23 protein-coding genes and 1 pseudogene are annotated in these 24,521 nt (G+C 28.6%); 15 read left to right on the top strand and 9 right to left on the bottom strand.

Translation table 11 applies throughout. From position 1 onward, the window contains the following. Positions 1–89 precede the first annotated feature (89 nt). Genes AC5SLO_RS06515 through murJ form a run of 3 tightly spaced genes read right to left on the bottom strand, consistent with a single transcriptional unit; the run spans position 90 to position 3,214 of the window. Entirely contained in the window at positions 90–632 is a 543-nt protein-coding gene (locus tag AC5SLO_RS06515; protein ID WP_494573151.1) for a NifU family protein, read from the bottom strand. A 52-nt stretch (positions 633–684) separates the two neighbouring features. Continuing rightward, positions 685–1,686: a tryptophan--tRNA ligase gene (gene trpS / locus AC5SLO_RS06510; protein WP_494573150.1), complete on the bottom strand. Its 1,002-nt coding sequence runs from the start codon at positions 1,684–1,686 to the stop codon at positions 685–687. A 1-nt stretch (position 1,687) separates the two neighbouring features. Continuing rightward, entirely contained in the window at positions 1,688–3,214 is a 1,527-nt protein-coding gene (gene murJ / locus AC5SLO_RS06505; RefSeq protein ID WP_494573149.1) for a murein biosynthesis integral membrane protein MurJ, read from the bottom strand. Between the two features lie 50 nt (positions 3,215–3,264). On the opposite strand from murJ, the gene AC5SLO_RS06500 reads away from it, so the two are divergent. Further along, positions 3,265–5,553: an NADP-dependent malic enzyme gene (locus AC5SLO_RS06500; RefSeq protein ID WP_494573148.1), complete on the top strand. Its 2,289-nt coding sequence runs from the start codon at positions 3,265–3,267 to the stop codon at positions 5,551–5,553. Here AC5SLO_RS06500 and AC5SLO_RS06495 read toward each other — a convergent pair. Further along, a complete protein-coding gene (locus tag AC5SLO_RS06495) occupies positions 5,550–6,143 on the bottom strand; it encodes a BON domain-containing protein (RefSeq protein WP_494573147.1) in 594 nt (197 codons plus the stop codon). The two genes, AC5SLO_RS06500 and AC5SLO_RS06495, sit on opposite strands and share 4 nt — an antisense overlap. Then, entirely contained in the window at positions 6,133–6,996 is an 864-nt protein-coding gene (rsmI, locus tag AC5SLO_RS06490; RefSeq protein ID WP_494573146.1) for a 16S rRNA (cytidine(1402)-2'-O)-methyltransferase, read from the bottom strand. The genes AC5SLO_RS06495 and rsmI overlap by 11 nt, the downstream gene beginning before the upstream one ends. A gap of 32 nt (positions 6,997–7,028) precedes the next feature. On the opposite strand from rsmI, the gene AC5SLO_RS06485 reads away from it, so the two are divergent. Continuing rightward, the gene (locus tag AC5SLO_RS06485; protein WP_494573145.1) at positions 7,029–8,180 is read left to right on the top strand and encodes an ABC transporter substrate-binding protein; all 1,152 of its coding nucleotides are present in this window, start codon (positions 7,029–7,031) and stop codon (positions 8,178–8,180) included. Here AC5SLO_RS06485 and rdgB read toward each other — a convergent pair. Then, a complete protein-coding gene (rdgB, locus tag AC5SLO_RS06480; protein WP_494573144.1) occupies positions 8,164–8,766 on the bottom strand; it encodes an RdgB/HAM1 family non-canonical purine NTP pyrophosphatase in 603 nt (200 codons plus the stop codon). The two genes, AC5SLO_RS06485 and rdgB, sit on opposite strands and share 17 nt — an antisense overlap. 36 nt (positions 8,767–8,802) lie before the next feature. Here rdgB and AC5SLO_RS06475 point away from each other — a divergent pair, with 36 nt between their 5' ends. From AC5SLO_RS06475 to AC5SLO_RS06445, 7 genes and pseudogenes are all read left to right on the top strand, one after another. Continuing rightward, positions 8,803–9,450 carry a nucleotide exchange factor GrpE gene (locus AC5SLO_RS06475; protein ID WP_494573143.1) on the top strand — a complete coding sequence of 216 codons (648 nt, stop codon included), beginning with the start codon at positions 8,803–8,805 and terminating at the stop codon, positions 9,448–9,450. 62 nt (positions 9,451–9,512) lie between these two features. Further along, a pseudogene (dnaK, locus tag AC5SLO_RS06470) lies at positions 9,513–11,451 on the top strand (molecular chaperone DnaK). 32 nt (positions 11,452–11,483) lie between these two features. Further along, positions 11,484–12,614, top strand: coding sequence for a molecular chaperone DnaJ (gene dnaJ / locus AC5SLO_RS06465; protein WP_494573142.1), 1,131 nt, complete (start codon positions 11,484–11,486; stop codon positions 12,612–12,614). 24 nt (positions 12,615–12,638) lie between these two features. Further along, entirely contained in the window at positions 12,639–13,418 is a 780-nt protein-coding gene (locus AC5SLO_RS06460; protein ID WP_494573141.1) for an FkbM family methyltransferase, read from the top strand. Next, entirely contained in the window at positions 13,415–14,191 is a 777-nt protein-coding gene (gene dapB, locus AC5SLO_RS06455; protein ID WP_494573140.1) for a 4-hydroxy-tetrahydrodipicolinate reductase, read from the top strand. The genes AC5SLO_RS06460 and dapB overlap by 4 nt, the downstream gene beginning before the upstream one ends. Further along, positions 14,191–14,844 (top strand): endonuclease III, encoded by a 654-nt coding sequence (gene nth / locus AC5SLO_RS06450; protein ID WP_494573139.1) that lies wholly within the window; start codon positions 14,191–14,193, stop codon positions 14,842–14,844. Before dapB ends, nth begins: the two co-directional genes overlap by 1 nt. A 1-nt stretch (position 14,845) precedes the next feature. Further along, on the top strand, positions 14,846–15,775 hold the full coding sequence (locus AC5SLO_RS06445; protein ID WP_494573138.1) for an adenosine kinase: 930 nt from the start codon (positions 14,846–14,848) through the stop codon (positions 15,773–15,775). Here AC5SLO_RS06445 and AC5SLO_RS06440 read toward each other — a convergent pair. Then, entirely contained in the window at positions 15,772–16,359 is a 588-nt protein-coding gene (locus AC5SLO_RS06440) for a winged helix-turn-helix domain-containing protein (RefSeq protein ID WP_494573137.1), read from the bottom strand. The genes AC5SLO_RS06445 and AC5SLO_RS06440 overlap by 4 nt on opposite strands. 11 nt (positions 16,360–16,370) lie before the next feature. Here AC5SLO_RS06440 and AC5SLO_RS06435 point away from each other — a divergent pair, with 11 nt between their 5' ends. Next, positions 16,371–16,859, top strand: coding sequence for a L,D-transpeptidase family protein (locus AC5SLO_RS06435; protein ID WP_494573136.1), 489 nt, complete (start codon positions 16,371–16,373; stop codon positions 16,857–16,859). On the opposite strand, the gene AC5SLO_RS06430 is transcribed toward AC5SLO_RS06435, so the two are convergent. Then, positions 16,856–17,530: a YggS family pyridoxal phosphate-dependent enzyme gene (locus AC5SLO_RS06430; RefSeq protein WP_494573135.1), complete on the bottom strand. Its 675-nt coding sequence runs from the start codon at positions 17,528–17,530 to the stop codon at positions 16,856–16,858. The genes AC5SLO_RS06435 and AC5SLO_RS06430 overlap by 4 nt on opposite strands. Positions 17,531–17,533: 3 nt before the next feature. On the opposite strand from AC5SLO_RS06430, the gene AC5SLO_RS06425 reads away from it, so the two are divergent. Continuing rightward, positions 17,534–18,073: a thiamine phosphate synthase gene (locus tag AC5SLO_RS06425; protein ID WP_494573134.1), complete on the top strand. Its 540-nt coding sequence runs from the start codon at positions 17,534–17,536 to the stop codon at positions 18,071–18,073. Positions 18,074–18,082: 9 nt separating this feature from the next. Then, positions 18,083–19,633, top strand: coding sequence for a tetratricopeptide repeat-containing sulfotransferase family protein (locus tag AC5SLO_RS06420; protein ID WP_494573133.1), 1,551 nt, complete (start codon positions 18,083–18,085; stop codon positions 19,631–19,633). A 61-nt stretch (positions 19,634–19,694) separates the two neighbouring features. Here the strand turns inward: AC5SLO_RS06420 and AC5SLO_RS06415 are convergent, their stop codons facing one another. Next, positions 19,695–20,684 carry a hypothetical protein gene (locus AC5SLO_RS06415; RefSeq protein ID WP_494573132.1) on the bottom strand — a complete coding sequence of 330 codons (990 nt, stop codon included), beginning with the start codon at positions 20,682–20,684 and terminating at the stop codon, positions 19,695–19,697. Positions 20,685–20,893: 209 nt separating this feature from the next. Here AC5SLO_RS06415 and AC5SLO_RS06410 point away from each other — a divergent pair, with 209 nt between their 5' ends. Genes AC5SLO_RS06410 through AC5SLO_RS06400 form a run of 3 tightly spaced genes read left to right on the top strand, consistent with a single transcriptional unit; the run spans position 20,894 to position 24,520 of the window. Then, complete coding sequence (locus AC5SLO_RS06410; RefSeq protein WP_494573131.1) at positions 20,894–21,466, top strand: DUF3576 domain-containing protein; 573 nt, start codon at positions 20,894–20,896, stop codon at positions 21,464–21,466. Between the two features lie 46 nt (positions 21,467–21,512). Beyond that, entirely contained in the window at positions 21,513–24,068 is a 2,556-nt protein-coding gene (leuS, locus tag AC5SLO_RS06405; RefSeq protein WP_494573130.1) for a leucine--tRNA ligase, read from the top strand. After that, positions 24,068–24,520: a hypothetical protein gene (locus AC5SLO_RS06400; RefSeq protein WP_494573129.1), complete on the top strand. Its 453-nt coding sequence runs from the start codon at positions 24,068–24,070 to the stop codon at positions 24,518–24,520. The genes leuS and AC5SLO_RS06400 overlap by 1 nt, the downstream gene beginning before the upstream one ends. The last annotated feature ends 1 nt before the right edge of the window (position 24,521 follow it).

Here is a 24,521-nt window from a genome sequence, read left to right as displayed (position 1 = left end):
TTTTTTTGTAGATATTCTTTTTTATTATAAGTCCCTTTTTTTTAAAAATCTTTTTATCTCTAACAATGAAAATTCTTTATTTCTCATAACTATATAGCTACCACCTCTTTTACCTCAGGGAGATAATGGCACAAAAGATTTTGTACTCCTTGCTTAAGTGTCATTGTTGAGCTTGGGCATCCAGAGCAACTCCCTTGTAGTTCTACTTTGACAACACCATCTTTAAATTCTTTAAATTTAATATCTCCACCATCTTTAGCAACAGCTGGTCTAATTTTAGACTCTAAAATACTTATAATTTGTTTTTCTATTTCACTATGTTTTTCTTTTTCCCCTCCGAATAATTCATTCGCAATGACAAACTCTTTGCCCGTAGAGTAGAAATCATTAATCAAAGAAATTGCTATATGTTTAATATCATCCCAACTTATTTCTTCTTTCTTATTAATTGACAGAAAATCTGCACCTAAAAAAATAGCTGTCACGCCGTTAACAGATAGCAAGTTTCGAACTAACTCGTTATCAGTCTCTTCTTTTTTAGTAACTTCAAAAGATCCATTATTGGATACCCTTTTACCAGGAAGAAACTTTAAAGAATTTGGATTTGGTGTAGCTTCGGTTTGGATAAACATTATTATATATATAGTGATAAATTATGAAATTTAAACTAATTAATATATTTGTTTAAAAACCAACTAATTCTTTTATTTCATTAATTTTTTTAGATGCAACTATATCTGCTTTTTTAGACCCCTCTAACAGAATTGTATCTAAATATTTTTCATCATTTAGTAATTCTTTTATTTTTTTTGAAATAGGTTCAATTTTTTCAACTAAAACATCTGATAATTCTATCTTAAATTCAGAAAAATTTTTTCCTGAAAATTCATCTATTGAATTTTGTAAACTTTGATTTTTCAAGCTAGAGTAAATACCTAATAAATTTTCTGCTTCAGGTCGCTCAACCAACTCATCAATATTTTTTGGTAATGGCAATGGGTCAGTTTTTGCTTTTTTAATCTTATTAACTATTTCATCTTTACTGTCAGTAAGATTAATTCTACTAAGATCTGAAGGATCTGATTTGCTCATTTTTTTTAATCCATCTTTTAAACTCATTATTCTAGAAAATTGTTTTTGTATCAATGGCTCTGGCACCCTTAAGAATTCAGGTGCATTAAAATCATTATTAAATTTTTGCGCAATATCTCTGCAAAGTTCTAGGTGCTGTTTTTGGTCGTCTCCTACTGGCACATGTGTTGCATCATAAAGCAAAATATCAGCAGCCATCAAAACAGGATATGAATAAAGACCAATACTAGCTTTTTCTTTATCTTTTCCAGCTTTTTCTTTAAATTGAGTCATTCTATTAAGCCAGCCAATCCTTGAAACACAACTTAAAATCCAAGCAGCTTCTGAATGTGCTGACACCATTGATTGGTTAAAGATAATATTGTTATCTGGATTGATACCGCTTGCAATAAATGTAGCAGCTGTCTCTCTTATATTATTTTTTAATTCCTTAGGATCTTGCTTAACTGTGATTGCATGAAGATCTACAACACAAAAAATGCAATGATTTCCCTTGTCATTTTGAAGCTCTACAAAATTTTTTATAGCGCCAAGATAGTTTCCCAAATGAAGATTGCCTGTAGGCTGAACACCTGAAAAAATTTTTTTACTCATGTTAATAGTTTAGATTAATATCACTTTTTTTAAAAGCTTTGATTAAGAGTGCTATAAAAATATAGAATGTAAATCCAACAATTACTGTTGAGATTAAATATATTGCTTTAAAATTTTCAGAATACATTAATTGTTCATTAAAAAAATTAATCAAAAAATTAAAAAAAATGCCCATTAGAATAGAGGCTATTATAATTTTGATAAATCTATCAATGAAAACTAGATTAAATTTAAACAAATTATCTTTTTTTAAAAAAACAAATAAACAAATTGCATTAAACCAAGATGATATTGTAGTTGCTATAGGTAAAATAATAAATCCTATTTCCTTAAAAAAAATAACACTTATAAATATATTTAATAAAACTGAGATTAGAGAAATATAAAAAGGTAATCTTGTATTGTGTCTTGCGAAAAAAAAAGCAGAAAAAACTTTTATCAATGAAAATGCGGGTAAGCCAATAGCAAAATAAAATAGAGCCTTTGCTGAATTTTTAACACTTAATTCATCAAAAGATCCATAACCAAATAATGACGATATAATTTCTTCTGAAGCAATTAACAATGCAATTGCAGCAGGGATACTTAAAAACAAACTTAATTCTAAAGCTTTATTTTGAATTAAATTTATTTTATCTTTATTTTGATTTTGAACATACTTAGATAATTGGGGCAAAATAACTGTACCAATTGCAATTCCAGCAATTGCTAAATTTATTTGATAAACCCTATCTGCATAATAAAGATAAGAAACTGCACTAGTTTGAAATGAGGCAATAATTGTTCCAACTAAAATATTTATTTGGGTAACACCAGATGAAAAAATACTTGGTAATAATTTTTTAAAGAAATTTTTTACTTTTTTATCAATCTTGATTGAAAAATTTACTATAGGTGAAAAATGTTTTTTTACATAAAAATATAAAAAAATAAGCTGTAAAATACCTGAGATTGTCACAGCATAAGATAAATAATACACCAATTGATCATCTAAAATTTTACCCAAAAATAAAACACTAATTAAAAGTATGTTTAAAATAATTGGTGCGGCTGATGCTACAGCAAATTTATTATGTGAGTTTAAAATAGCAGAAAAAAAAGATGCTAAGCTAATAAATAAAAGAAAAGGAAATGTAATTCTTGTTAGAGTTATGGTTATTTCCATTTTCTTAAGATCGCCCTCAAATCCAGGTGCTATTAGAAAGACGAATACTGGCATTAAAATTTCAATAAGAAGTACTAAAAAAAACAATCCTAAAATTAACAAGTTAAAAATACTATTAGCAAAAGCTTGTGATTTTTTTTTATTATTTAATAAAGAGGAATAGCTTGGGACAAACGCAGCATTAAATGTTCCTTCGGAAAATAATCTTCTAAAAGTATTTGGAATTCTAAATGCAACAAAAAATGCATCAGCTAACAATCCTGTTCCAAGAAAAATTGCTATTAAAATATCTCTTAAATAACCTAATAATCTACTAATTATCGTAAAAAAACTAAACGTACCTGTTGACTTGAGAAGATTCATAAATCATATTAGTCTTAAATTCGCTTCAATTGTATACCTAATTACCAAAAATGAAAAAAACTAAAATAGACCATTACACTGATAAAGAAGCTCTAGATTTTCATAGTCTAAATAAACCTGGAAAAATTGAGATTAATTCCTCAAAACCAATGACAACAAAGAGAGACCTAGCACTTGCTTACTCTCCAGGTGTAGCGGTTCCAGTAAAAGCAATTGCTGACAATCCTGAGGCAGCCTATGATTACACATCTAAAGGTAACTTGGTGGCTGTAATAAGTAATGGATCTGCAATTTTAGGAATGGGAAATCTGGGAGCATTAGCTTCAAAGCCTGTAATGGAAGGTAAGGCAGTTTTATTTAAAAGATTTGCAGACATCGACTCGATAGATTTAGAAATAGACTGTAAAGATTCTGATGAAATAATAAATAATATTAAAAATTTTGCATGTAGTTTTGGTGGGATTAACTTAGAAGACATAGCTGCACCTGACTGTTTTATTATTGAAGAAAAATTAAAAGAAATTTTAGATATTCCTGTGTTTCATGATGATCAACATGGAACTGCAATAATTACTACGGCAGCTTTAATTAATGCTCTAGATATAAGTGGCAAGTCAATTAAAGATATTAAGGTTGTGGTTAATGGTGCTGGTGCTTCTGCAATAGCTTGTACTAATTTATTTAAAAATAGTGGTGTCTTAAATGAGAACATAACCATGTTAGATCGAAAAGGTGTTCTTTATAAAGGAAGAACAGAGGGTATGGACCAGTGGAAATCGGCTCATGCAATTGAAACTAAAAACAGAACACTTGAAGATGCAATAAGCGGGGCAGATGTGTTTTTGGGGCTATCTGCTAAAGGGGCTTTAAAAAAAGAACTCGTAAAAAAAATGGCAAAGAATCCAATAATTTTTGCTTGTGCCAACCCTGATCCCGAAATAACTCCTGAAGAAATTATGGAAGTAAGAGATGATGCTATTATTGCAACTGGCAGATCAGATTATCCCAATCAAGTTAATAATTTAATTGGTTTTCCTTATATTTTTAGGGGAGCTTTGGATGTTAGGGCAACAACAATTAATGAGGAAATGAAGGTTGCTGCTGCAAACGCAATTGCTAAATTAGCAAGAGAAGATGTTCCAGATGAAGTAGTTGCTGCAATGGGTGGCGATCGTCCTAAATATGGAAAAGACTATATTATTCCATCTACCTTTGATCCAAGGTTAATTAGTGTTATCCCCGCAGCTGTTGCCAAAGCTGCTATGGACAGTGGAGTTGCCAAAAAACCAATAAAAGATTTTGAGCTTTATAAAGATCAACTTAAACAAAGACTTGATCCCTCAGTAACCATTATGCAAGGTATTAATTCTCATATTAAAAAAAATCCAAAGAGAATTGTTTTTGCAGATGGAGAAGATGAAAATACATTAAAAGCCGCTATAGCTTTTAAAAACTCTAAGCTAGGAATACCAATCTTAATTGGTAAAAAAACAAAAGTTAAAGAAAGAATAAAAGAAATTGGATACAATGAAAACTTTGATATCGAAATAATAAATTCTCAAGATAATGAAAAAAGAGAAAAATACGTAAAATTTTTATTTGCCAAACTTCAAAGAGAACAAGGTCTACTAGAGAGAGATTGTGACAGGATGGTTAGGAATGATAGAGTAATTTGGGCAGCTTGTATGGTTGCTTGTGGTGATGCTGATGGTGCTGTTACTGGTAACACACGGAGATTTGGATCATCTTTTGATAAAGTTACACAAGTAGTAGATGCTAGACCTGGTGAAATAATGTTTGGTTTAAACATGGTCGTTGCTAAAGGAAAGACAATTTTTGTTGGGGATACTAGTGTAAATGAATACCCAAGCTCAGAAGAACTTGCAGAAATTGCAATTTCGTCTGCTCGTGTAGTTAAAATGTTTGGCTTTGTTCCAAAAGTTGCTTTTGTTTCTCACTCTACTTTTGGCCAACCTCTCACGAGTAGAACCAAACATATTAAAAAAGCTGTTGAAATTTTAGAGAAGAAAAATGTCGACTTTGATTTTGACGGAGATATGCAACCAGATGTTGCTCTTAACTCAGAATACAAAGAACTTTATCCTTTTTCAAGTATCGTTGGAAATGCTAATATTTTAATAATGCCCGGACAACATAGTGCAGCAATCTCTTATAAATTAATGAAAAGTTTAGGTGACACAAGAGTAATTGGACCCTTATTAATCGGATTAGGTCAACCCATTGAAATAGCACCTTTGAGATCTTCTACATCTGAGATTATAAATCTAGCATCTGTGGCTGCTTACTCTGCTGACGTTATAGATTATAAAAAGAATTAATCTTTTTGAATTCTTAAATCTTCAACCAAAACAATACTTGCTATAACATCCTCAACATCAAGTATTTCTTTTGCTTCATTTATTACTTCTTTTTTTTCTTCATTTGTTAAAGCAATTCCATAAATAAATATTTTTTTCTTATAAGTATCTATTTGATAATTAGTTGAATTTATTTTTTTATTAAAAATTATCGCAGAGCGTAATTGAGAAGTTATCAATAAATCTTTAGCAGATTGTTTAAAATTAAAATCTTCTTTTATTTTGATATCATTTCTTACAGATCTCACACCTTTTGTTTCCCAAGCTAATTTAGTAATTTGAAGTTTTTCTTCAGGATCATTTACTTTTCCAGTTAGAAAAATTCTTCCATCTAAAACTTTTGTTTTTACAGATATCAAATAACTCTTATCTTTTAATAGCAATCTACCTGCCAGATTTTTTTGCATCACAGAATCATCTATTTGAGTACCTAAAGATCTTGGATCAAATGCAACACTTACACCTGTTCCAAAAACACCCTTTGAACTTAATCCTACACATCCAGTTAAAAACAAACAAATTAAGCTTATTAAAATAGTTCTATTTTTCATTTTTCAATTTTAGACAATAATTATAAATTTCTTTTTTTGGCACATTAGAGTTTTGGCTAATTAAATCTGTAATATCTTTTATACTTAGTTTCTTAATCATTTTTTGAATATTAATTTTATCTGATTCTTTTAAATTTACCGAAGAATTTTTTTCTTTTAATTTTTCAGAAATAACAATTGTTAATTCTCCTTTTGGGTCAGATTTAAAAGGTTCAAGTTTATCAATGTCGGTTCTAATATATTCCTCATAATACTTGGTCATTTCTCTACATATTAAGATCTTTCTATTTATAAAATATTCTTTGATGTATTTTACTGATTTGTTAAATTTCCTTGGTGAAATAAAAAAAACAATGCAGCCATCTTGCTTTTTAAGTTTTTCAAAATCTTCTTTGAGTTTATTATTTTTTTCTGGAAAAAAACCATAGAAAAAATATTGCTCATTAAAACCACTAATTGATACAGCAGATGAAACTGCTGATGCTCCTGGAATAGGATAAACTTTAATTTTATTAATTAGACATTCATTAACTAATATTGCCCCAGGATCTGATATAGAGGGTGTTCCTGCGTCAGAAATTAGAGAAACAACATAATCCGACTTCAAAATTTGAATAATTTTGGATAGGTTTTTTTTTTCATTAAATTTGTGATTTGAAATAAGTTTGGACTTGATTTCATAACGATCTAATAGGTTTTTTGAAGTTCGGGTGTCCTCGCACAAGATATAATCTGATTTTTTTAACACCTCTAATGCCCGCAAAGTAATATCACTTAAATTTCCAATTGGTGTGGAGACTATATAAAGGCCACTTTTAACTTTATTTTTTGTAATGTCAGTATGTAGAATCATTAAATTATAAACGTTATAATAATAACATTAAAATGAAAAAAATTATTAAAATTATATTGTTTTTGACCTTAACACTCTTAATGAGTTTAACGAGCATTAAAGCAAATGAAAAAATAAAGATAGGTTTGCTCATCCCTTTAACAGGTGAAAATTCAGAAATTGGTGAGTCTATAATTAACTCTGTAGGACTTGCTATTAACAAAATTAACAACTCTTCAATTGAAATTATTCCAAAAGATACAGGATCAAATCCTGATATGGCCTTAGATGCTGCAATAGAATTGTCAAACTTAGGTGTCAAAATTATTATAGGCCCTGTATTTAATGAAAGCTTAGCTTATCTTAATAAAGTAAATGAAATAACTTTTTTAGCTTTAACAAATAAGAATAATAATTTTTCAAAAAATATTATTAATGCAGGAATAAATGCAACATCCCAATTAAGAGCAATTGATAGATTTATAAAATTAGAAAAAATTAAAAAAACTATTTTTTTAACTCCCAATATAGGCTTCAAAAATGAAATTGAATTGGCTATTTCTAGATCTAAAATTAAAGTAAAAAAAAATTATATTTATAATACTGATCCAACTAAACTCACTGAACAAATAGAAAAAATCACTCGTTATCAAATTAGAAAACAAAATTTACAAGATGAAATAACAAGATTAGAAAAATCTGATGAAAGTAATAAAGAATTGTTAATTGAGAGATTAAAAAAGAGAGACACCCTTGGAAATGTAAATTTTGATTCAGTTGTAATTTCAGACTTTGATGAAAGCTTAAAAAGTGTAACTACTTCTTTATTGTATACCGATATCTCACCAAAAGAAAAATATTTTATCACTCTTAATCAATGGTTTGACGAGTCACTGCTAAAAGAAAAAAGTTCACAGCCACTTTATTTTCCATCTGTAAATAAAAGTAATTATGAAGAATTTTCATCTGAGTATTATGAAAAATATAATCTATACCCAAATCAATTGTCTTTTTTAAGTTATGATTTGGTTGGTCTTGTTTATTACCTGATACTACAAAATGATAATATTATTAATCAGGATATGTTTGCCAAAAAAACTTTATTCAAGGGAAAAGTTGGAATTTTTGAAATCCAAGACAATAAAATAAATCATATTTTAAATTTCTATAAAGTTGAGGATGAAAAATTTAAAAAAATTTTTTAATTTTTTTGAAAGCTTTAAATCTATGATCTATTTTATATTTTTCAGATGCTTTCATTTCTCCAAAAGTAATTTTTTTTCCTTTTGGAATAAAAATTGGATCATATCCAAATCCATTTTTACCTTTCATGGCAGGTGAAATTGAACCTTCAATTTTACCAATAGAACTTATCAATTTTTGATTTAGACTAAATATAGTTAATGCACAAACAAACCTTGCTCTAATTTTTTTTTGCTTCCATTTTTTATCTTTTTTATTTAATTCCCTAAAAACTCTATTCATTGCTTTTTTAAAATCACCTTTTTTTCCACCCCACCTAGCTGAATAAATTCCTGGTTGTCCCTTTAAAAGATCAACCTCTAAACCAGAGTCATCTGATAAACATATTAATTTAGATTTTTTTGAGAAATATCTTGCTTTTATTAATGAGTTTTCTGCAAATGTTTTACCATTCTCGGCTGGACTTTTAATTTTGAAATCTAAAGGTGAATATATTTTGAGATAATTGGGTAATAAATCCTTAATTTCCTTTAATTTTCCCCTATTATTTGTTCCAACAATAAGTTCAGTAATTTTTTTCTTTGGCATCTAGCAATTTTTAAATTTCATACCATATAAGCTCCTATGGAAAAAGAGCAAAACAATAACTCAGATAAACAAAATGAAGAAGCTGAGGATAAAATAAATGAGGAACAAAATAATGATGCTCTAACCGATAATAGTGAAGACTCTAAAGATGATAAAAAAGAGATAAAAGAGCTAACACCAGAAGAAAAAATTGTAGAACTAGAGGATAAGGTTGCAAGAACATTTGCTGAAATGGAAAATCAAAGAAGAAGGTTTGAAAAAGAAAAAGATGATGCATTTGACTATGGTGGATTTTCTTTTGCTAAAGAAGCTCTAAATCTTATTGATAACTTAGAAAGATCAAAACAAATTCTAGAAAGTGATGAAGCATTAAAAGGTACAGAGGCTCTTAAAAAAACTTTAGAACATTTTGAAATTATTAGTAAAGATATGATATCGATTTTTTCAAAAAATGGAATTACTCCTATAAGTTCTATTGGTAAAAAATTAGATCCAAATCAACATCAAGCAATGTTGGAAATTGATGATGATCAAAAAGAACCTGGCACCATAGTTCAAGAAATTCAAAAAGGATTTATGATGAAAGACAGACTTTTAAGACCAGCTCTAGTTGGGGTGTCAAAAAAAACAAAAACAGAAAAAGATGAAAAAAACGAGGAAAATAAAGAGAATTCAGACAATTAATAGTATTTGTCAGAGCTTGTAGATTAAAAATTAACAATTATATGAAAGGTAGGAATTAAATTATGAGCAAAATTATAGGAATAGATTTAGGAACAACAAATTCATGTGTTTCAATCATGGAAGGAAGCCAAGCAAAAGTTTTGGAAAATGCTGAAGGTGCTAGAACAACACCCTCGGTTGTTGCGTTTACTGAAGATGGTGAAAAACTAGTAGGCCAACCAGCTAAAAGACAAGCGGTAACAAATCCTGAAAATACTATATTTGCTGTAAAGAGATTAATTGGAAGAAATTTTGAAGACCCTACTGTAAAAAAAGATATTGCTGCCGCTCCTTTTAAAATTGTTAATTCTGAAAAGGGTGATGCTTGGATTGAAGCAAGAGGAGAAAAATATTCTCCATCTCAAATCTCTGCTTTCATACTTCAAAAAATGAAAGAAACTGCAGAAAAATATTTAGGACAAGAAGTAACCAAAGCAGTTATTACAGTTCCTGCTTACTTTAATGATGCCCAAAGACAAGCAACAAAAGATGCGGGTAAGATAGCGGGTCTTGAAGTTTTAAGAATTATTAATGAACCTACTGCTGCCTCTCTCGCTTATGGTTTAGACAAAAAACAAAATAAAAAAATTGCTGTTTATGATTTGGGTGGTGGAACATTTGATGTATCTATTCTTGAATTAGGAGATGGTGTATTTGAGGTTAAATCAACTAATGGTGATACGTTCTTAGGTGGTGAAGATTTTGATAATGCTATAGTTGACTACTTAATTGGTGAGTTTAAAAAAGATAGTGGTATTGATCTAAAGTCTGACAAATTGGCTCTTCAAAGACTTAAGGAAGCTGCCGAGAAAGCAAAAATTGAATTATCTTCAGCAGAACAAACTGATGTTAATCTACCCTTTATAACTGCAGACAAAACAGGTCCAAAACATATTAATTTAAAAATGACTAGAGCAAAGTTAGAGGCTTTAGTTGAAGATTTAATTTCAAGAACCTTGCCTCCATGCAAAACTGCACTTAAAGATGCCGGTCTTACAGCAAGTGAAATTGATGAGATTATAATGGTTGGTGGAATGACAAGAATGCCAAAAGTTGTAGCAGAAGTTAAAAACTTTTTTGGTAAAGAGCCAAATAAAAGTGTTAACCCTGATGAAGTTGTTGCAATGGGTGCAGCAATTCAAGCTGGAGTTCTTCAAGGTGACGTTAAGGATGTACTTCTTTTAGACGTAACTCCATTATCACTTGGAATTGAAACACTTGGTGGTGTATCAACAAAATTAATTGAAAAAAATACAACAATACCAACTAAAAAAAGCCAAGTATTTTCTACCGCAGAAGATAATCAGCCTGCTGTATCAATCAGAGTCCTTCAAGGAGAAAGAGAAATGGCAACTGATAATAAAATGTTAGGAAACTTTGAGTTGGTGGGTATAGCACCAGCACCAAGAGGTGTTCCACAAATTGAAGTAACATTTGATATTGATGCAAACGGAATAGTTAGTGTTTCTGCAAAAGATAAGGGTACTGGTAAAGAACAAAAAATCCAGATTCAAGCTTCAGGTGGCTTAAGTGATGAAGAAATAGAGAAAATGGTCAAGGATGCTGAAGCAAATAAAGAAGAAGATAAAAAAAAGAGAGTCTGTTGATGTTAGAAACCAAGCAGATACCCTTCTTCACTCTACAGAAAAAAATCTTAAAGAACATGGTACCAAAGTTTCTGATGCTGATAAAAAAGCTATTGAAGATGCGTCCTCTGCTTTAAAAGAATCAATTAAAGGAACTGACACCGATGATATTAAGAAAAAAACTGAAACTTTAGTACAAGCTTCTATGAAATTAGGTGAGGCAATTTATAAGTCTCAAGAAAAAAAAGAAAATTCATCTAAAGAAGGTAACAAAAATGATGAAGGAAAAAAAGACGATAATGTAGTTGATGCTGACTTTGAAGAAGTAAAAGAAGAAGGCAAAGAAGGCACCGAAGATAAAGAAAAAAGCGCCTAAGTCTTACAACAACAATCATCTTGGAGTAACTTATGGCTAAAAGAGATTTTTATGACGTCTTAGGAGTTAGCAAAAATGCAAGCCCAGAAGAATTAAAATCAGCCTATAGAAAACTTGCAGTCAAATATCATCCAGATAAAAACCCAGGTGACAAAGCTTCTGAGGATAAATTTAAAGAAGCAAGCGAAGCTTACGGTATTCTTTCTGATAAAGAAAAAAAACAAAACTATGATGATTTTGGCCATGCTGCCTTTGAAGGCGGTGGTGGTAGACAAAGTGGAGGCTTTGGTGGTTTTGGAGGAGCAGATTTTTCAGATATTTTTGAAGACTTTTTTGGTGATTTTGGAGGTGGTGGACGATCAAGAGGAAGAAGAAATACTAGCAATAAAGGCTCAGATTTAAGGTATGATTTATCAATAACGCTTGAAGAAGCTTATGAAGGAAAAAAACAGGATATTAAATTTTCAACTACCGAAAAATGCAACACTTGTAAGGGTAATGGATCAAAACCAGGGCACTCACCTGATAGATGCACAGTTTGTGGTGGAAATGGAAAAGTAAGATCAAATCAAGGTTTTTTTACTGTTCAACAAACTTGTCCTCAATGTGCAGGTTCTGGTGAAGAAATTACCAATCCATGTAATGATTGTAATGGTCAAGGTAATAAACAAGCGTCAAAAAAAATATCCGTTACAATTCCAAAAGGAGTGGATGATGGAACAAGAATAAGATTGGCGGGCAAAGGTGAAGCTGGTTCAAGAGGTGGAGCAAATGGTGATTTATATTTATTCATAAATGTTCACTCACATGATTTATTTAAAAGATCTGATGAAAATTTATTCTTTGAGTTTCCAATATCTATTGCTGATGCAGCTTTAGGAACAACAATTGAAATACCAACTATTGATGGAGGTAAAGCAAAAATTAAAATACCCGATGGAACCCAAAATGGTAAACAATTTCGTTTAAAAGGAAAAGGAATGCCTTATATGCGAGGAAGCGGCAATGGTGATCTTTATGTGCAAGTAAACACTGAAGTGCCTATCTCATTAAATAAAGAGCAAAAAGAGTTGCTTGAAAAATTTAGAGAAATAGAAAACGAAAAATCAAATCCAAGTATCAAAAAATTCTTTCAAAAAGCTAAAAATTTCTGGAAAAACTAAAAAAATATTTATATAAATTTAATATTGATAAAGAAATTTTTAGAAGCAAAAAGATATTGGTATTTTTTACCAAGAAGTATACGTTTTAAAATATTTAATTTAAAATTACTAAAAAAATATCATACATCTACTTGTATATTTTTTTTACCATTTTTTGCCTTCAAAGATAGAATACGAAATTCCATAATCAATGATAAAATTTTTGATGAAAAAATTTTTTACACATTAGAAAAGTTGATAAGTCCCAACTCAATTGTTTTAGACGTAGGATCAAATTTTGGGCAAATGAGTATTTTATGGTCAAAATGCAAACCAAATGTCAAAGTTTATAGTTTTGAGGCTTCTAATTTTATATTCAAAATTCTAGAAAAAAATATTCAAATAAATAAAGCTAATGTTGAGGCATTTAATTATCTTGTTGGAAACGAAAGTAATAATGAAATTTTTCTTGAAAAGCCTGTTTTAAAGCAATTTACCACATATGGTTCTAATCACTTAAAAAAGATAAATTCTCAAAAAGAAAAAAATTCTGAAAAAATTAAAGCAATTAAAATTGATGATATTCAATTTAGTCAACCTGTTTCAGCAATGAAAATTGATGTACAAGGTTATGATTTGGAGGTACTTAAAGGTGCACAACAAACAATAAAAAAATTTCAAATGCCAATAATATTTGAATATGAAAAAGATTTTGAAAAAAACTTAAATTATAATTTTAAAGATTTTTTAAATTTTATCGATAGTATAAATTATAAAATAAGCTCGAAAATTGATGAACAAAATTTTTTAATTGAAAAAATATGAAAAAAATTAATTTAGCAATATCTGGTTGTCTTGGTCGAATGGGTCAACAACTCATTAAATCTTCAAGATCGAATAAAAATTTTAAATTAGTAGCGCTAACTGAAAATAAAACCTTTAACAAAAAAATTGCAGGAATAAAACTTACTCTTAATACAAATGAAGCTTTTAAAAATACAGATGTTATAATTGATTTTACTGTGCCTTATTGTACTTTTGATATCCTTAAAATTGCATCCAAGTTAAAAAAAAGAGTAGTGATTGGTACAACTGGATTTAATCAAAAAGAAGAAAATATAATAAAAAATTACTCTAAAAAAATTCCCATACTAAAAGCGGGTAACATGAGCTTAGGGGTAAATTTACTAATGTATCTAACAGAGATTGCCTCAAAATCATTGCATGATGAATATTTAAGTAAAGTGTATGAGGTGCATCATAAGCATAAAAAAGATTATCCATCAGGAACAGCTCTAATGCTTGGTAAAGGCATTGCAGATGGTAAGAAAAAAAATCTTTATAATTTAATGGGTAAAAAGTTTTTAAATAAAAAAACTTTTCCTTATGGAAAAAAAATTAATTTTAATTCAATTAGAAAAGGTGAAATTATTGGAGAGCACGAAGTTACATTCTCAAGTGGGAAAGAAATCATAAAATTAAATCATGAAGCATTTGATAGAGCACTGTATTCAGATGGTGCCTTAACGGCTGCAAAGTGGCTAATCAATAAGAAACCTGGACTTTACTCAATGAGAGATTTATTAAACTTTAAATAATGGATGAAAAGGAAAAGGCTAAAAAAATACTTAAAATTTTAAATAAAATTTATCCAACAACTCCTATCCCATTAAATCACACTAACAACTTTACTCTACTAATGTCGGTTCTGTTATCAGCACAATGCACAGATTTAAATGTTAATAATGTTACAAAAAATATTTACCCAAAATACAATAAACCAGAACATTTTGTAAAATTAGGTAGAAAAAAGATTGAAAGACTAATTAAAAGCATTGGTCTCTTTCGTATTAAAGCAAAAAATGTTTATCTAATGTCAAAACAGCTTATAGAAAAGCATAGGGGTAAAGTGCCTAAAAGCTTTGAAGAACTTGAAAAACTGCCTGGTGTAGGCCATAAAACAGCAAGTGTAGTTATGTCTCAAGGATTTGGAGTTCCTGCTTTTGCTGTTGATACTCATATCCATAGACTAGCTCAACGATGGGGATTAACTAGTGGCAAGAATGTAATTCAAACAGAAAAAGATTTAAAAAGAATATTTCCAGAAAAAACTTGGAGTAAATTACATTTACAAATAATTTATTATGGAAGAGAGTTTTGTAAAGCTAGAGAGTGTTATGGTTTAACTTGTAAAATTTGTACGACTTGTTATCCTAATCGAAAAAATCCTGTTCAAATAAAAAAAGCTTAATATGAAAATACTAGGAATTGGAAATGCAATTGTTGATGTTATTTGTAAGATAGATGAACAATACTTAAAAAATAATGAATTAACAAAAGGTACCATGAAACTTGTTGATGAAGTAGAATTTAAAAGATTATTGTCTACTTTAAAAATTGAAGAAACAATTTCTGGTGGCTCTGTTGCAAACTCTATAGTTGGACTCTCTCAGCTAGGAAATGATGTTGGTTTTATTGGTAAAGTTAATAATGATCCTTTAGGTAAAAAATATAAAGAAGGCTTAATTAAAGAAAATGTTGAGTATTATTATAATATAGAAGACGAAAGTTTGCCTACAGGTACTTGTTTAATTTTAATAACGCCAGACTCAGAGCGAACAATGGTAACATTTTTAGGGATAGCTGGAAAAATATCTGAAAGAGATATTGATGAAAAAATCATAAAACAAAGTGAGTTTATATTTCTTGAAGGATATTTGTGGGACAAAGGAGAACCAAAATTAGCCTTTGATAAAGCAATGGCTTTTGCAAATAATAAAGCAATGTCTCTGTCAGATCAATTTTGTGTTGAAAGACACAAAAATCATTTTCGTGATCTAGTAGAAAACAAACTTGATATTATTTTTGCAAATGAGCAAGAGATCGTGTCGTTAATTAATGCTAAAAACTTTGATGATGTTATCGAATTTGGCAAAAAATTAAAAAAACTATTAGTTATAACACGTGGAGCAAGTGGAAGTGTTGCTGTCACAAGTGATGGAATAATTGAGTGCCAGAGTGAAAAAAATCTAAAAATTGTAGATTTAACTGGTGCGGGAGACTTATTTGCTGCAGGATTTTTACACGGTCATATAAATAAATTTTCAATTAAAGACTGTCTTCTTAAAGGTACAGAAATGTCATCAAAAATTATCCAAAAAATTGGGGCTAGACTTAATTAGTCAATAAAATAACCACTTTTATCACTTAAAATAAAATTTTCATCGTTAAATTTATTACTTATCTTTTTTCGTAGTCTGTAGATATGTGTTTCAACAGTGTGTGTTTCTATTTCTTCTGAGTATTTCCAAATATTTTTTTGTAAATCTAAAACATCATGTTTTTTTTTAGTATCATTTAAATACAAAATAATTTCTATTTCTTTTTCAGTTAATTTTATACTTGTAGAACCGTTAGAAAAAAATTTAGAATTTAAATTAAGTTCATATTGTTTGATACGGACCTTAGATTGATGATTAAATCTCAGTTTAATGAGTTGAATATTAATCAATTCGATTATTTTATTTATAGATATTGGTATATCTTCAAAAAATAAAATATGATCTTTATTTACACCTGTGCTCAAAAAAGAGTTTAGGTTTGATCTTTGACTAATTAATAAATCATTTGAACTTAAATTGGGTGATTTTAAAAAATCTTCCACTTTATTAAATTTTACAATATTAAAAGATAAATTATCTTTAATCTCTTCTAGGATTTCATATAGTAAGTCAAAATTAACAATAAAGATATTTTGCTTAATCATATTCAAAACCTATGATAATTCATATAAAGAACAAAAACACCTTAATAATTGATGATTTTATATTCAAATGCTGTATCGGGAAAAAAGGTTTTAATTTAAACAAAATAGAGGGTGACAATTCAACACCAAAAGGTCTTTTTAAATTAAAAAAACTCTATTTTAGAAAAGATAGAGTTGGTGAGCCTATTTGTAAACTCTCAAAAAAAAAAATTATTAAAAAACTTGCCTGGTGCGATAATCCTTCTCACAAAAAATATAATGAAGAAATTTATTCATCAAATAAAAACACAAAAGAATTACTTTTTAGGAATGATCATAAATATGATTATCTAATTACTATTAGCCATAATGAAAACAAAATACCAAATAAGGGTAGTGCAATTTTTCTTCACTTAACTAAAGATTATAAACCTACAGCAGGATGTATAGCGCTTAAACAAAAGGACTTTGAAATTTTATTAAAATTAATAAACAAAAAAACTATGATTAAAATAGGTTAATTGGTTATATTTCGCTGTCCAAAAATTTTAGATCCGATGCGTAAATATGAAGAATTAAATTTTACTGCTTTCAAATAATCATTCGACATACCCATACTCAATTCTCTCAACCCTAATCTTTCATGTATTTCTTTCATTTTTTGAAAATATAGCTCAACATCTTTATCTATTGGAGGCAAACACATTAAACCAACTATATTTAAATCTAAATTATCAAGACAATGTTTATAAAAATTTTCTAAGTTAGAAATTTCAATGCCATTTTTTTGAATTTCATCCCCTATATTGATCTGAATAAATAGTTTAATTTTTTTTTGTTGTTTTATTTGTTCATTTGCAATTTTTTCTGCAAGCTTCAAATTATCCACTGAGTGAATAAAATCAAATAAAGATACGGCTTGTTTAACTTTATTAGTTTGTAGCTTTCCAATCATGTGAAGATTTAAGTTATTAAACTGTAGTTTAATGTCTTGCCATTTATCGATTGCTTCTTGTACCTTGTTTTCTCCAAAATCTAAATGTCCATGATTTATCAGTGGTAATATATTTGTCATTGCGTGTGTTTTGCTAACAGCAATAATTTTTGGTAATTTAACAGATGCTTCAAAATTTATAATATTTGATTGTATTTCTTTCTCAATCTGAATTAAATTGTGAACACTTTTATGCATTTTATGCTTCCAAAATTATTTTTTTTTATAAATTCCTATGATGAAAATCATATCAGAAAATTACCAAAAAAAGTTGCAATAATTTTTAGAAATTATCAAACAAAATATGATGAGAGTTTAATTCTTAAGATTAAAAGAGATTGTCAAAAACAGGGTAGAAAATTTTTCTTATCTAATAATTTGAAATTAGCAAAAAGACTTGATTTAGATGGGGCATATTTTCCATCTTTTAATAATAATTTAAATTTTAATAGAAATAATTTTAAAAAAAAATTTATCATTATTGGTTCTGCACATTCTATAAAAGAAATCAAAATCAAAGAGCAACAGGGTGTAAAATTAATCTTTTTATCACCCATATTTAGAATTAATAAAAGCAAAAATTTTTTAGACCCTATAAAGTTTAATCTGCTTGCAGCAAAGACAAAAGTAAGAGTGATTGCTCTAGGTGGCATTAATCAATTAAACATTAACAAACTAAATTTGTTAAAAAACTATGGTTTTGCTGGAATTTCTTATTTTATTAATCATAATAATATATAAAAAATAACAATGAATAATATTGAAAATGAAATTAAAATTTTACTTAATTTATTTAATAGTGCTAAATATGATATCTTAATCAGTAAGGCAAAAAAGCTTATTAAAAAAATTCCTGAATATTTAATTTTATACAATATTTTAGGATCTGCTTATCAAAGTATTGGTGATCTAAAATTAGCTAAAGAGACTTTTCTCAAAGGTTATAAAATGGATCCAAACAATATAGCAATCATGAATAATTTAGCTAATGTTTACAAAAATATTGGTGAAATTGAACAATCTGAAGATTTATTTAAAAAAATAATTAAAAAAAAACCTGATTACGTTAATGCCTATGTAAACTATGGTAACCTTAAACGAGATAATAATGATTTTGAGTTTGCTATAGATCTGTATAACAAAGCCTTAGAAATAAATCCACAAATTCCAACTATTCTTTATTCTTTAGCTCTTGCTTATCAAGGTTTAGGAAAATTTGAACTTGCAATTGATTATGCAAAAAAAACTCTTGAGGTTGAACCAAGGTTCACACAGGCAGATATGTTAATTTCTCAGTCAAAAAAATATCAAGCTAAAGATTCACATTACGAGGAAATGAATTCTAAAAAAGATAATTTAATATTAAATGATGAGCAAAAAACAAATTTGTTTTTTGCCCTTGCAAAAGCGGAGGAAGATATGGGCTTAATTGAAAAATCATTTAATAATTTAGATTTAGCTAATACAATACGTAGAAAATCATTAAACTTTAATATCAATAATGAGACTAATTTTTTTGAGCAATTAAAAAATATTTTTTTAAAAGCTAAATTTGACACAAATATTGCTGACACAATAAATGAAAAAAAAATAATATTCATTCTTGGAATGCCAAGATCTGGCACTTCTTTAACTGAGCAAATAATAACCTCTCATTCAAATGTTTTTGGAGCAGGAGAGCTTCCTCAACTCTCTAGAATAGTTAAAACTAGGCTTATGATTGATGACAATTTATTGGAAGAAAATGTATCTAATTTATTTTCAAATGATGAATTTGTTAATGAATTAAGAGCTGATTATTATGATTTTTTAAAAAGATTTAATGCTTCTGAACCTTTTATAACTGATAAAGCTCCTTTAAATTTTAGATGGATTGGCTTTATTAAAATACTTTTTCCTAATTCTAAAATTATACATTGCTCAAGAGATCCAAAAGATAACTGTCTATCAATTTTTAAAAATTTCTTTGAGGGAGGATTAGATTTTGGTTATAATCAAAAAGAACTTGGTACATATTATAATCTTTATTTAGATCTTATGAGATTTTGGAAAGAAAAATTTCCTAACACAATCTATGATGCTCGATATGAGAAAATTATTGAAGATCCAGAAAATGAAATTAAAAAGATGATAAAATTTTGTGATCTAGATTGGGAAGAAAATTGCTTGAAATTTTATAACAACAAAACTCCAATTAAGACATTAAGTACTGCGCAAGCTAGAAAACCAATTTATAAAAGTTCAAAAAATTCTTTTGAAAAGTTTGCTGCTTATCTTACTGATTTAAATAAATTAATTTAGATTTTAGACAAAAAAAAAGCCCCAATAAATTGGGGCTTTTTTCTATAATTTTTAAACTGTATTAGAATGCAAATGAAACAGCAATTTCTGTCATTTTATCATTTGATCCAGCAGTTCCAGCCATGTTAGAACCTTCGTTTTGGTTTCCAGCAATTTTCATTGAACCCATAGTGTATGCAATAGCGATACCTTCTACTTCTTCAGTTACGTGTGCAGCTGAAACCTTAGCAAACTCAGTTTCTGCTTCACCGTAAGAAACTGATAGGTTTTCATTGATGTTAACAGCAACACCCCATCTATCAGAGTATTCACTAACACCAGCATTTCCACCAGCATCTTCAGTTGATTGTTGGTAACCAATTGTTACAGGTCCGATAGAGTAATTAACAAAACCAGTCATGTTAGTTGTATCACCATTAGTACCTGCAGCATTTGCTTCAGAACCTGCTTCTACTTCACCATAACCAAAACCTAGTGCTAAGCCATCAATGCCTAACATAGAGCCATCAGTTGTTAATGCGAAGTCATAACCAGAACCTTCACCATTACCAGATGAAGAACCATCAGAGTTACTTGTGCCTGAACCTTTTTTCATAGCAGCATTTAATGTTACACCACCAAAAGTATTAACGTAATTTAATACACCACTACTTCCAACAGCACCAACTCTACCACTTGTAGTAGTGTCTAGTCCATCCCAGATTTCTTCAGCAGCAGTCGGTGTTTTATCATCGATTGTAGCTAATCCAGATCCTGAACCTTGGTCTAATGATAAGTTTCCTAAATCACCCATATCAACTGATAATCTAGCTGATGACATACCAGCAAATTGATCTTTTGATACTTGCATGTAAGATACAGTGTATCCGTTAACTTCACCTGAAGCAGTAAATGCTAGGTTAGTTTTCATACCAAGGGGGTTACCAGTTACTTCTGTACTGTCTTCTGATGTATAAGTTAACATAGTAGCACCACTTACTGTCATTTCTGCAGCGTTAGCTGAGAATGCAACAAGAGAACCAGCTAATGCTGTTAATCCTATTTTTTTCATATCATTCATGTTTATCCTTTTGTTATTGTTTTCATTAATGAATGCATAATAAATATACTTAAATTTAAATATTTGCTGTTTTTTACTATTTTTTAACAATTTTTTAGCTATTTGTTGCATAAATATCACATTTTTTATGACTATTTTGCTTGTTTTTTCAAGCAATTTTCTTGAAAAGTGTTAATTAACTAAAAACCTTATATTTATCAATGAATAAAATTTTACAATTCAAAAACATAATCTCAATTTTAATTTTAATCACATTTTCTTTTACGCTTAATTCTTGTGGAATATACAGAAAAACTGATGCTAGAAAAATTCCAACAAATGCTAATGATAGAATAGTAAAAAATGTTAAAGAAGGTAAAGGTTTTAAAATTGGCAACGTTGGAAACCGTGGTTCAGGTGAATTTCAATTTGCCTCATCAAATCCATTGTGGCGAGCTTCTTTAGAAAAATTAAATTTTGCTCCTTTAAACAATGTTGATTATGCAGGCGGTATAATTGTAACTGATTGGTTCAGCAATGAAACTTCTAATGAACAAATTAAGATTACTATTAGATTTTTAACAAACGAAATAAGGTCTGACGCTATCAATGTAATCATTCATAAAAAAATTTGTAGCGCTCAAAATAATTGTAAAATTACTAAAATTGAAAATGATTTAAATGGAGAAATAAAATTCGAAATTTTAAAAAAAGCAGCACAAATTAAAAATAATGACGTTGCAACAATAAAAGAAGAAACTGGAGATTACAAAATCCCTGGAAAAAATTTTTAAGTAATTTAAATTGTTTTATTATTTAATTGATTAAACCATTTTATTTATGGATCCTGAAAGATATAATTTTAAAGTTGTAGAAGAGAAATGGCAAAATTATTGGCTTGAAAACAAAACATTCAAAGCAGAAATAGTTGAGGGTAAAAAAAAGTTTTATTGCTTGGAAATGTTTCCCTACCCATCTGGCAAAATTCATATGGGCCATGTCAGAAATTATACTATTGGTGATGTTTTGGCTCGGTATAAATCTCTTCAGGGTTATAATGTTCTGCATCCAATGGGTTGGGACTCATTTGGTATGCCTGCTGAAAATGCGGCTCGACAAAATAATTTAGACCCTAAAGATTGGACTGAAAAAAATATTTCTACCATGAAAATCCAGCTTAAAAAGTTGGGTCTTTCAATTGATTGGGACAGGGAAATATCTACTTGTTCTCCAGATTATTATAAACATCAACAACAGTTCTTTTTAGAACTTTACGATAAAGGACTAGTTTATAGAAAAGAAAATTATGTTAATTGGGATCCAATTGATCAAACCGTTCTTGCAAATGAACAGGTGATAGATGGAAAAGGATGGAGATCCGGAGCATCTGTTGAAAGAAAAAAACTCAGTCAATGGTTTTTCAATATATCAAAATTTTCAGACGATCTGCTTCAAGGTCTAGATCAACTTGATGAATGGCCTAACAAAGTCAAAGTTATGCAAAAGAATTGGATTGGTAAATCTTTTGGCTGTGAAATAGATTTTAAAATTGAAGGTAATCAAGCAGTTAAGAGTATTAGTTGTTTTACAACTAGGCCAGATACTTTATTTGGTTTTTCATTCCTGGCTGTATCTGTTGATCACCCTATTTCAAAATTATATGAAAATAATAAGGAATTTATTGATTTTAAAGATAAGTGTTCAAAAACAGGAACTACAGAAGAATCTATTGCTCAAGCTGAAAAGATTGGATTTAAAACAAATCTAATGGCTATAAACCCTCTTGATGACACTAAAAAAGTTCCTGTCTATTTTGCAAATTTTGTTTTAATGGATTATGGATTTGGTGCAGTATTTGGATGTCCTGCACATGACCAAAGAGATTTAGATTTTGCATTAAAATATAATTTAGATGTTATTTCTGTGGTTAAACCATCTGACGAAGATGATAATTTTAAAGTTTCAAAGGAAGCGTATACAGGGCCTGGAGTTATATTTAACTCTAAATTTTTAGATGGTTTTAAAGTTCCTGATCAATCAATTCTAGAAACTATTAAAATTTTGGAGGAAAGAAAAATAGGAAAGAAAAAAATTAATTTTAGATTAAAAGATTGGGGTGTTTCTAGACAACGATATTGGGGCTGTCCTATTCCAATTGCCTATAAAAAAAATAATGAGATAGTAAAGGTTCCTATAGAAAAACTACCTATAAAACTTCCTGAAAAAATAAATTTAAATACAAATGGCAATCCTTTAGATCACCAGCAGGATTGGAAAAAAATTATTATTGATGGAGAAGAATGTCTACTGGAAACTGATACACTTGACACTTTTGTAGATTCATCTTGGTATTTTTTAAGATTTTGTTCACCACAAAATAAAGATTTGGGTTTTGATATAAATGAAATTAATTATTGGATGCCTGTTGATCAATATATAGGTGGTGTTGAACACGCCATATTACATCTTTTATATTCTAGGTTTTTTACAAGAGCATTAGATTATAAAATTGATAAAATTGATATTAAAGAACCTTTCAAAGGTTTGTTTACTCAGGGAATGGTTTGTCACGAAACTTACAAAGATCAAAATAATAAATGGCTTAGCCCCGATGAAGTTTCTTCTAAAAATGGAAAAGAATTCTTTAAAAAGATAAATCCATCAGAAAAAATAAAAGTAGGTCCATCAGAATCAATGTCTAAATCAAAAAAAAATACTATCGATCCTGAACAAATGATTCAAAACTATGGTGCAGATGCAGTTAGATTGTTTATCTTATCTGACAGTCCACCAGAGAGAGATGTGCAATGGTCTGATCAAGGAATGGTTGCCTCATACAAATTTATACAAAAATTCTGGATATTGCATAAGAAAATAGTTTTTAAATCACAACAGTCAAATAAAGAAACTCAAATTTTTAATGAACCTATAGAAGAGTTCACAAATCAAACAATTAATAAAATTAACCTTAGTTTAAATAAGTTTAGCTATAATGTTATTATTGCAAACTTACATGAGATCTATGCCTTCTATAATAAAATAATTGAAGAGAAAATTTTTTTTAAAAATCTTATAGACAATTATGTTAAAATTTTAACTATAATGCTCCCTATTGCACCTCATCTTGCAAATGAATGTTTGAATGAAATAGCAACTAATAAAAATTATTTTTGGCCTAAAGTTGAGGAAAAATATCTTCAAAGCAAACAATCAAATATTGTTGTACAAATTAATGGAAAAAAAAGAGGTTTAATTCTAACAGAAAAAAATATTAAAGAGGCTGAATTGATTAATGAAATTAAAAAAACAAAAGAATTACAAAAATTTATAGTAGAAAAAACTATTATTAAAACTATCTTTATAAAAGATAAGTTAATAAACTTAATTTTGAAATAATGGCAAAAAAAATAACACTACTATTAGTAATTTTTTTAATTTGGGGTTGCGGCTATCAGCCTATTTATCTAAAAAAAAATAATTCAGAACAAAAAATAAAAACTATTACTTTAAACGGTGAACAAAAAGTTAATAAAATAATTATAACTTCTTTAGGGGTAAAAGCAGATAAAAACTTACTAACAGGTTACAGCTTAATTTTAAAAAGTTTAAAAAGAATAGACATTATTTCAAAGGATAAAAGTGGAAATCCCTCAGCCTATAAAACATCTATTATCGTTGAAGTTTTGCTAACTGAAAAAGAAAGAATTATTAAACAAAAAGAATTTGTTTCAAGTTTTACTTATAATGCTAGTGAAAATAAATTTGATCTTTCCCAATACCAAAAAAATATTGAATTAAATTTAATCAATGAAATATCAGAAAAAATCTTTATTTACTTAAGGGCATAAT

The organism is Candidatus Pelagibacter sp. PS_44 (assembly GCF_059417735.1).
This window is presented reverse-complemented; position numbering and strand designations above follow the sequence as displayed.

Coding starts and splice junctions, on each gene's coding strand:
- AC5SLO_RS06515 (WP_494573151.1), bottom strand. CDS start 632: ATGTTTATCCAAACCGAAGCTACACCAAATCCAAATTCTTTAAAGTTT.
- trpS (WP_494573150.1), bottom strand. CDS start 1,686: ATGAGTAAAAAAATTTTTTCAGGTGTTCAGCCTACAGGCAATCTTCAT.
- murJ (WP_494573149.1), bottom strand. CDS start 3,214: ATGAATCTTCTCAAGTCAACAGGTACGTTTAGTTTTTTTACGATAATT.
- AC5SLO_RS06500 (WP_494573148.1), top strand. CDS start 3,265: ATGAAAAAAACTAAAATAGACCATTACACTGATAAAGAAGCTCTAGAT.
- AC5SLO_RS06495 (WP_494573147.1), bottom strand. CDS start 6,143: ATGAAAAATAGAACTATTTTAATAAGCTTAATTTGTTTGTTTTTAACT.
- rsmI (WP_494573146.1), bottom strand. CDS start 6,996: ATGATTCTACATACTGACATTACAAAAAATAAAGTTAAAAGTGGCCTT.
- AC5SLO_RS06485 (WP_494573145.1), top strand. CDS start 7,029: ATGAAAAAAATTATTAAAATTATATTGTTTTTGACCTTAACACTCTTA.
- rdgB (WP_494573144.1), bottom strand. CDS start 8,766: ATGCCAAAGAAAAAAATTACTGAACTTATTGTTGGAACAAATAATAGG.
- AC5SLO_RS06475 (WP_494573143.1), top strand. CDS start 8,803: ATGGAAAAAGAGCAAAACAATAACTCAGATAAACAAAATGAAGAAGCT.
- dnaJ (WP_494573142.1), top strand. CDS start 11,484: ATGGCTAAAAGAGATTTTTATGACGTCTTAGGAGTTAGCAAAAATGCA.
- dapB (WP_494573140.1), top strand. CDS start 13,415: ATGAAAAAAATTAATTTAGCAATATCTGGTTGTCTTGGTCGAATGGGT.
- nth (WP_494573139.1), top strand. CDS start 14,191: ATGGATGAAAAGGAAAAGGCTAAAAAAATACTTAAAATTTTAAATAAA.
- AC5SLO_RS06445 (WP_494573138.1), top strand. CDS start 14,846: ATGAAAATACTAGGAATTGGAAATGCAATTGTTGATGTTATTTGTAAG.
- AC5SLO_RS06440 (WP_494573137.1), bottom strand. CDS start 16,359: ATGATTAAGCAAAATATCTTTATTGTTAATTTTGACTTACTATATGAA.
- AC5SLO_RS06435 (WP_494573136.1), top strand. CDS start 16,371: ATGATAATTCATATAAAGAACAAAAACACCTTAATAATTGATGATTTT.
- AC5SLO_RS06430 (WP_494573135.1), bottom strand. CDS start 17,530: ATGCATAAAAGTGTTCACAATTTAATTCAGATTGAGAAAGAAATACAA.
- AC5SLO_RS06425 (WP_494573134.1), top strand. CDS start 17,534: ATGCTTCCAAAATTATTTTTTTTTATAAATTCCTATGATGAAAATCAT.
- AC5SLO_RS06420 (WP_494573133.1), top strand. CDS start 18,083: ATGAATAATATTGAAAATGAAATTAAAATTTTACTTAATTTATTTAAT.
- AC5SLO_RS06415 (WP_494573132.1), bottom strand. CDS start 20,684: ATGAAAAAAATAGGATTAACAGCATTAGCTGGTTCTCTTGTTGCATTC.
- AC5SLO_RS06410 (WP_494573131.1), top strand. CDS start 20,894: ATGAATAAAATTTTACAATTCAAAAACATAATCTCAATTTTAATTTTA.
- leuS (WP_494573130.1), top strand. CDS start 21,513: ATGGATCCTGAAAGATATAATTTTAAAGTTGTAGAAGAGAAATGGCAA.
- AC5SLO_RS06400 (WP_494573129.1), top strand. CDS start 24,068: ATGGCAAAAAAAATAACACTACTATTAGTAATTTTTTTAATTTGGGGT.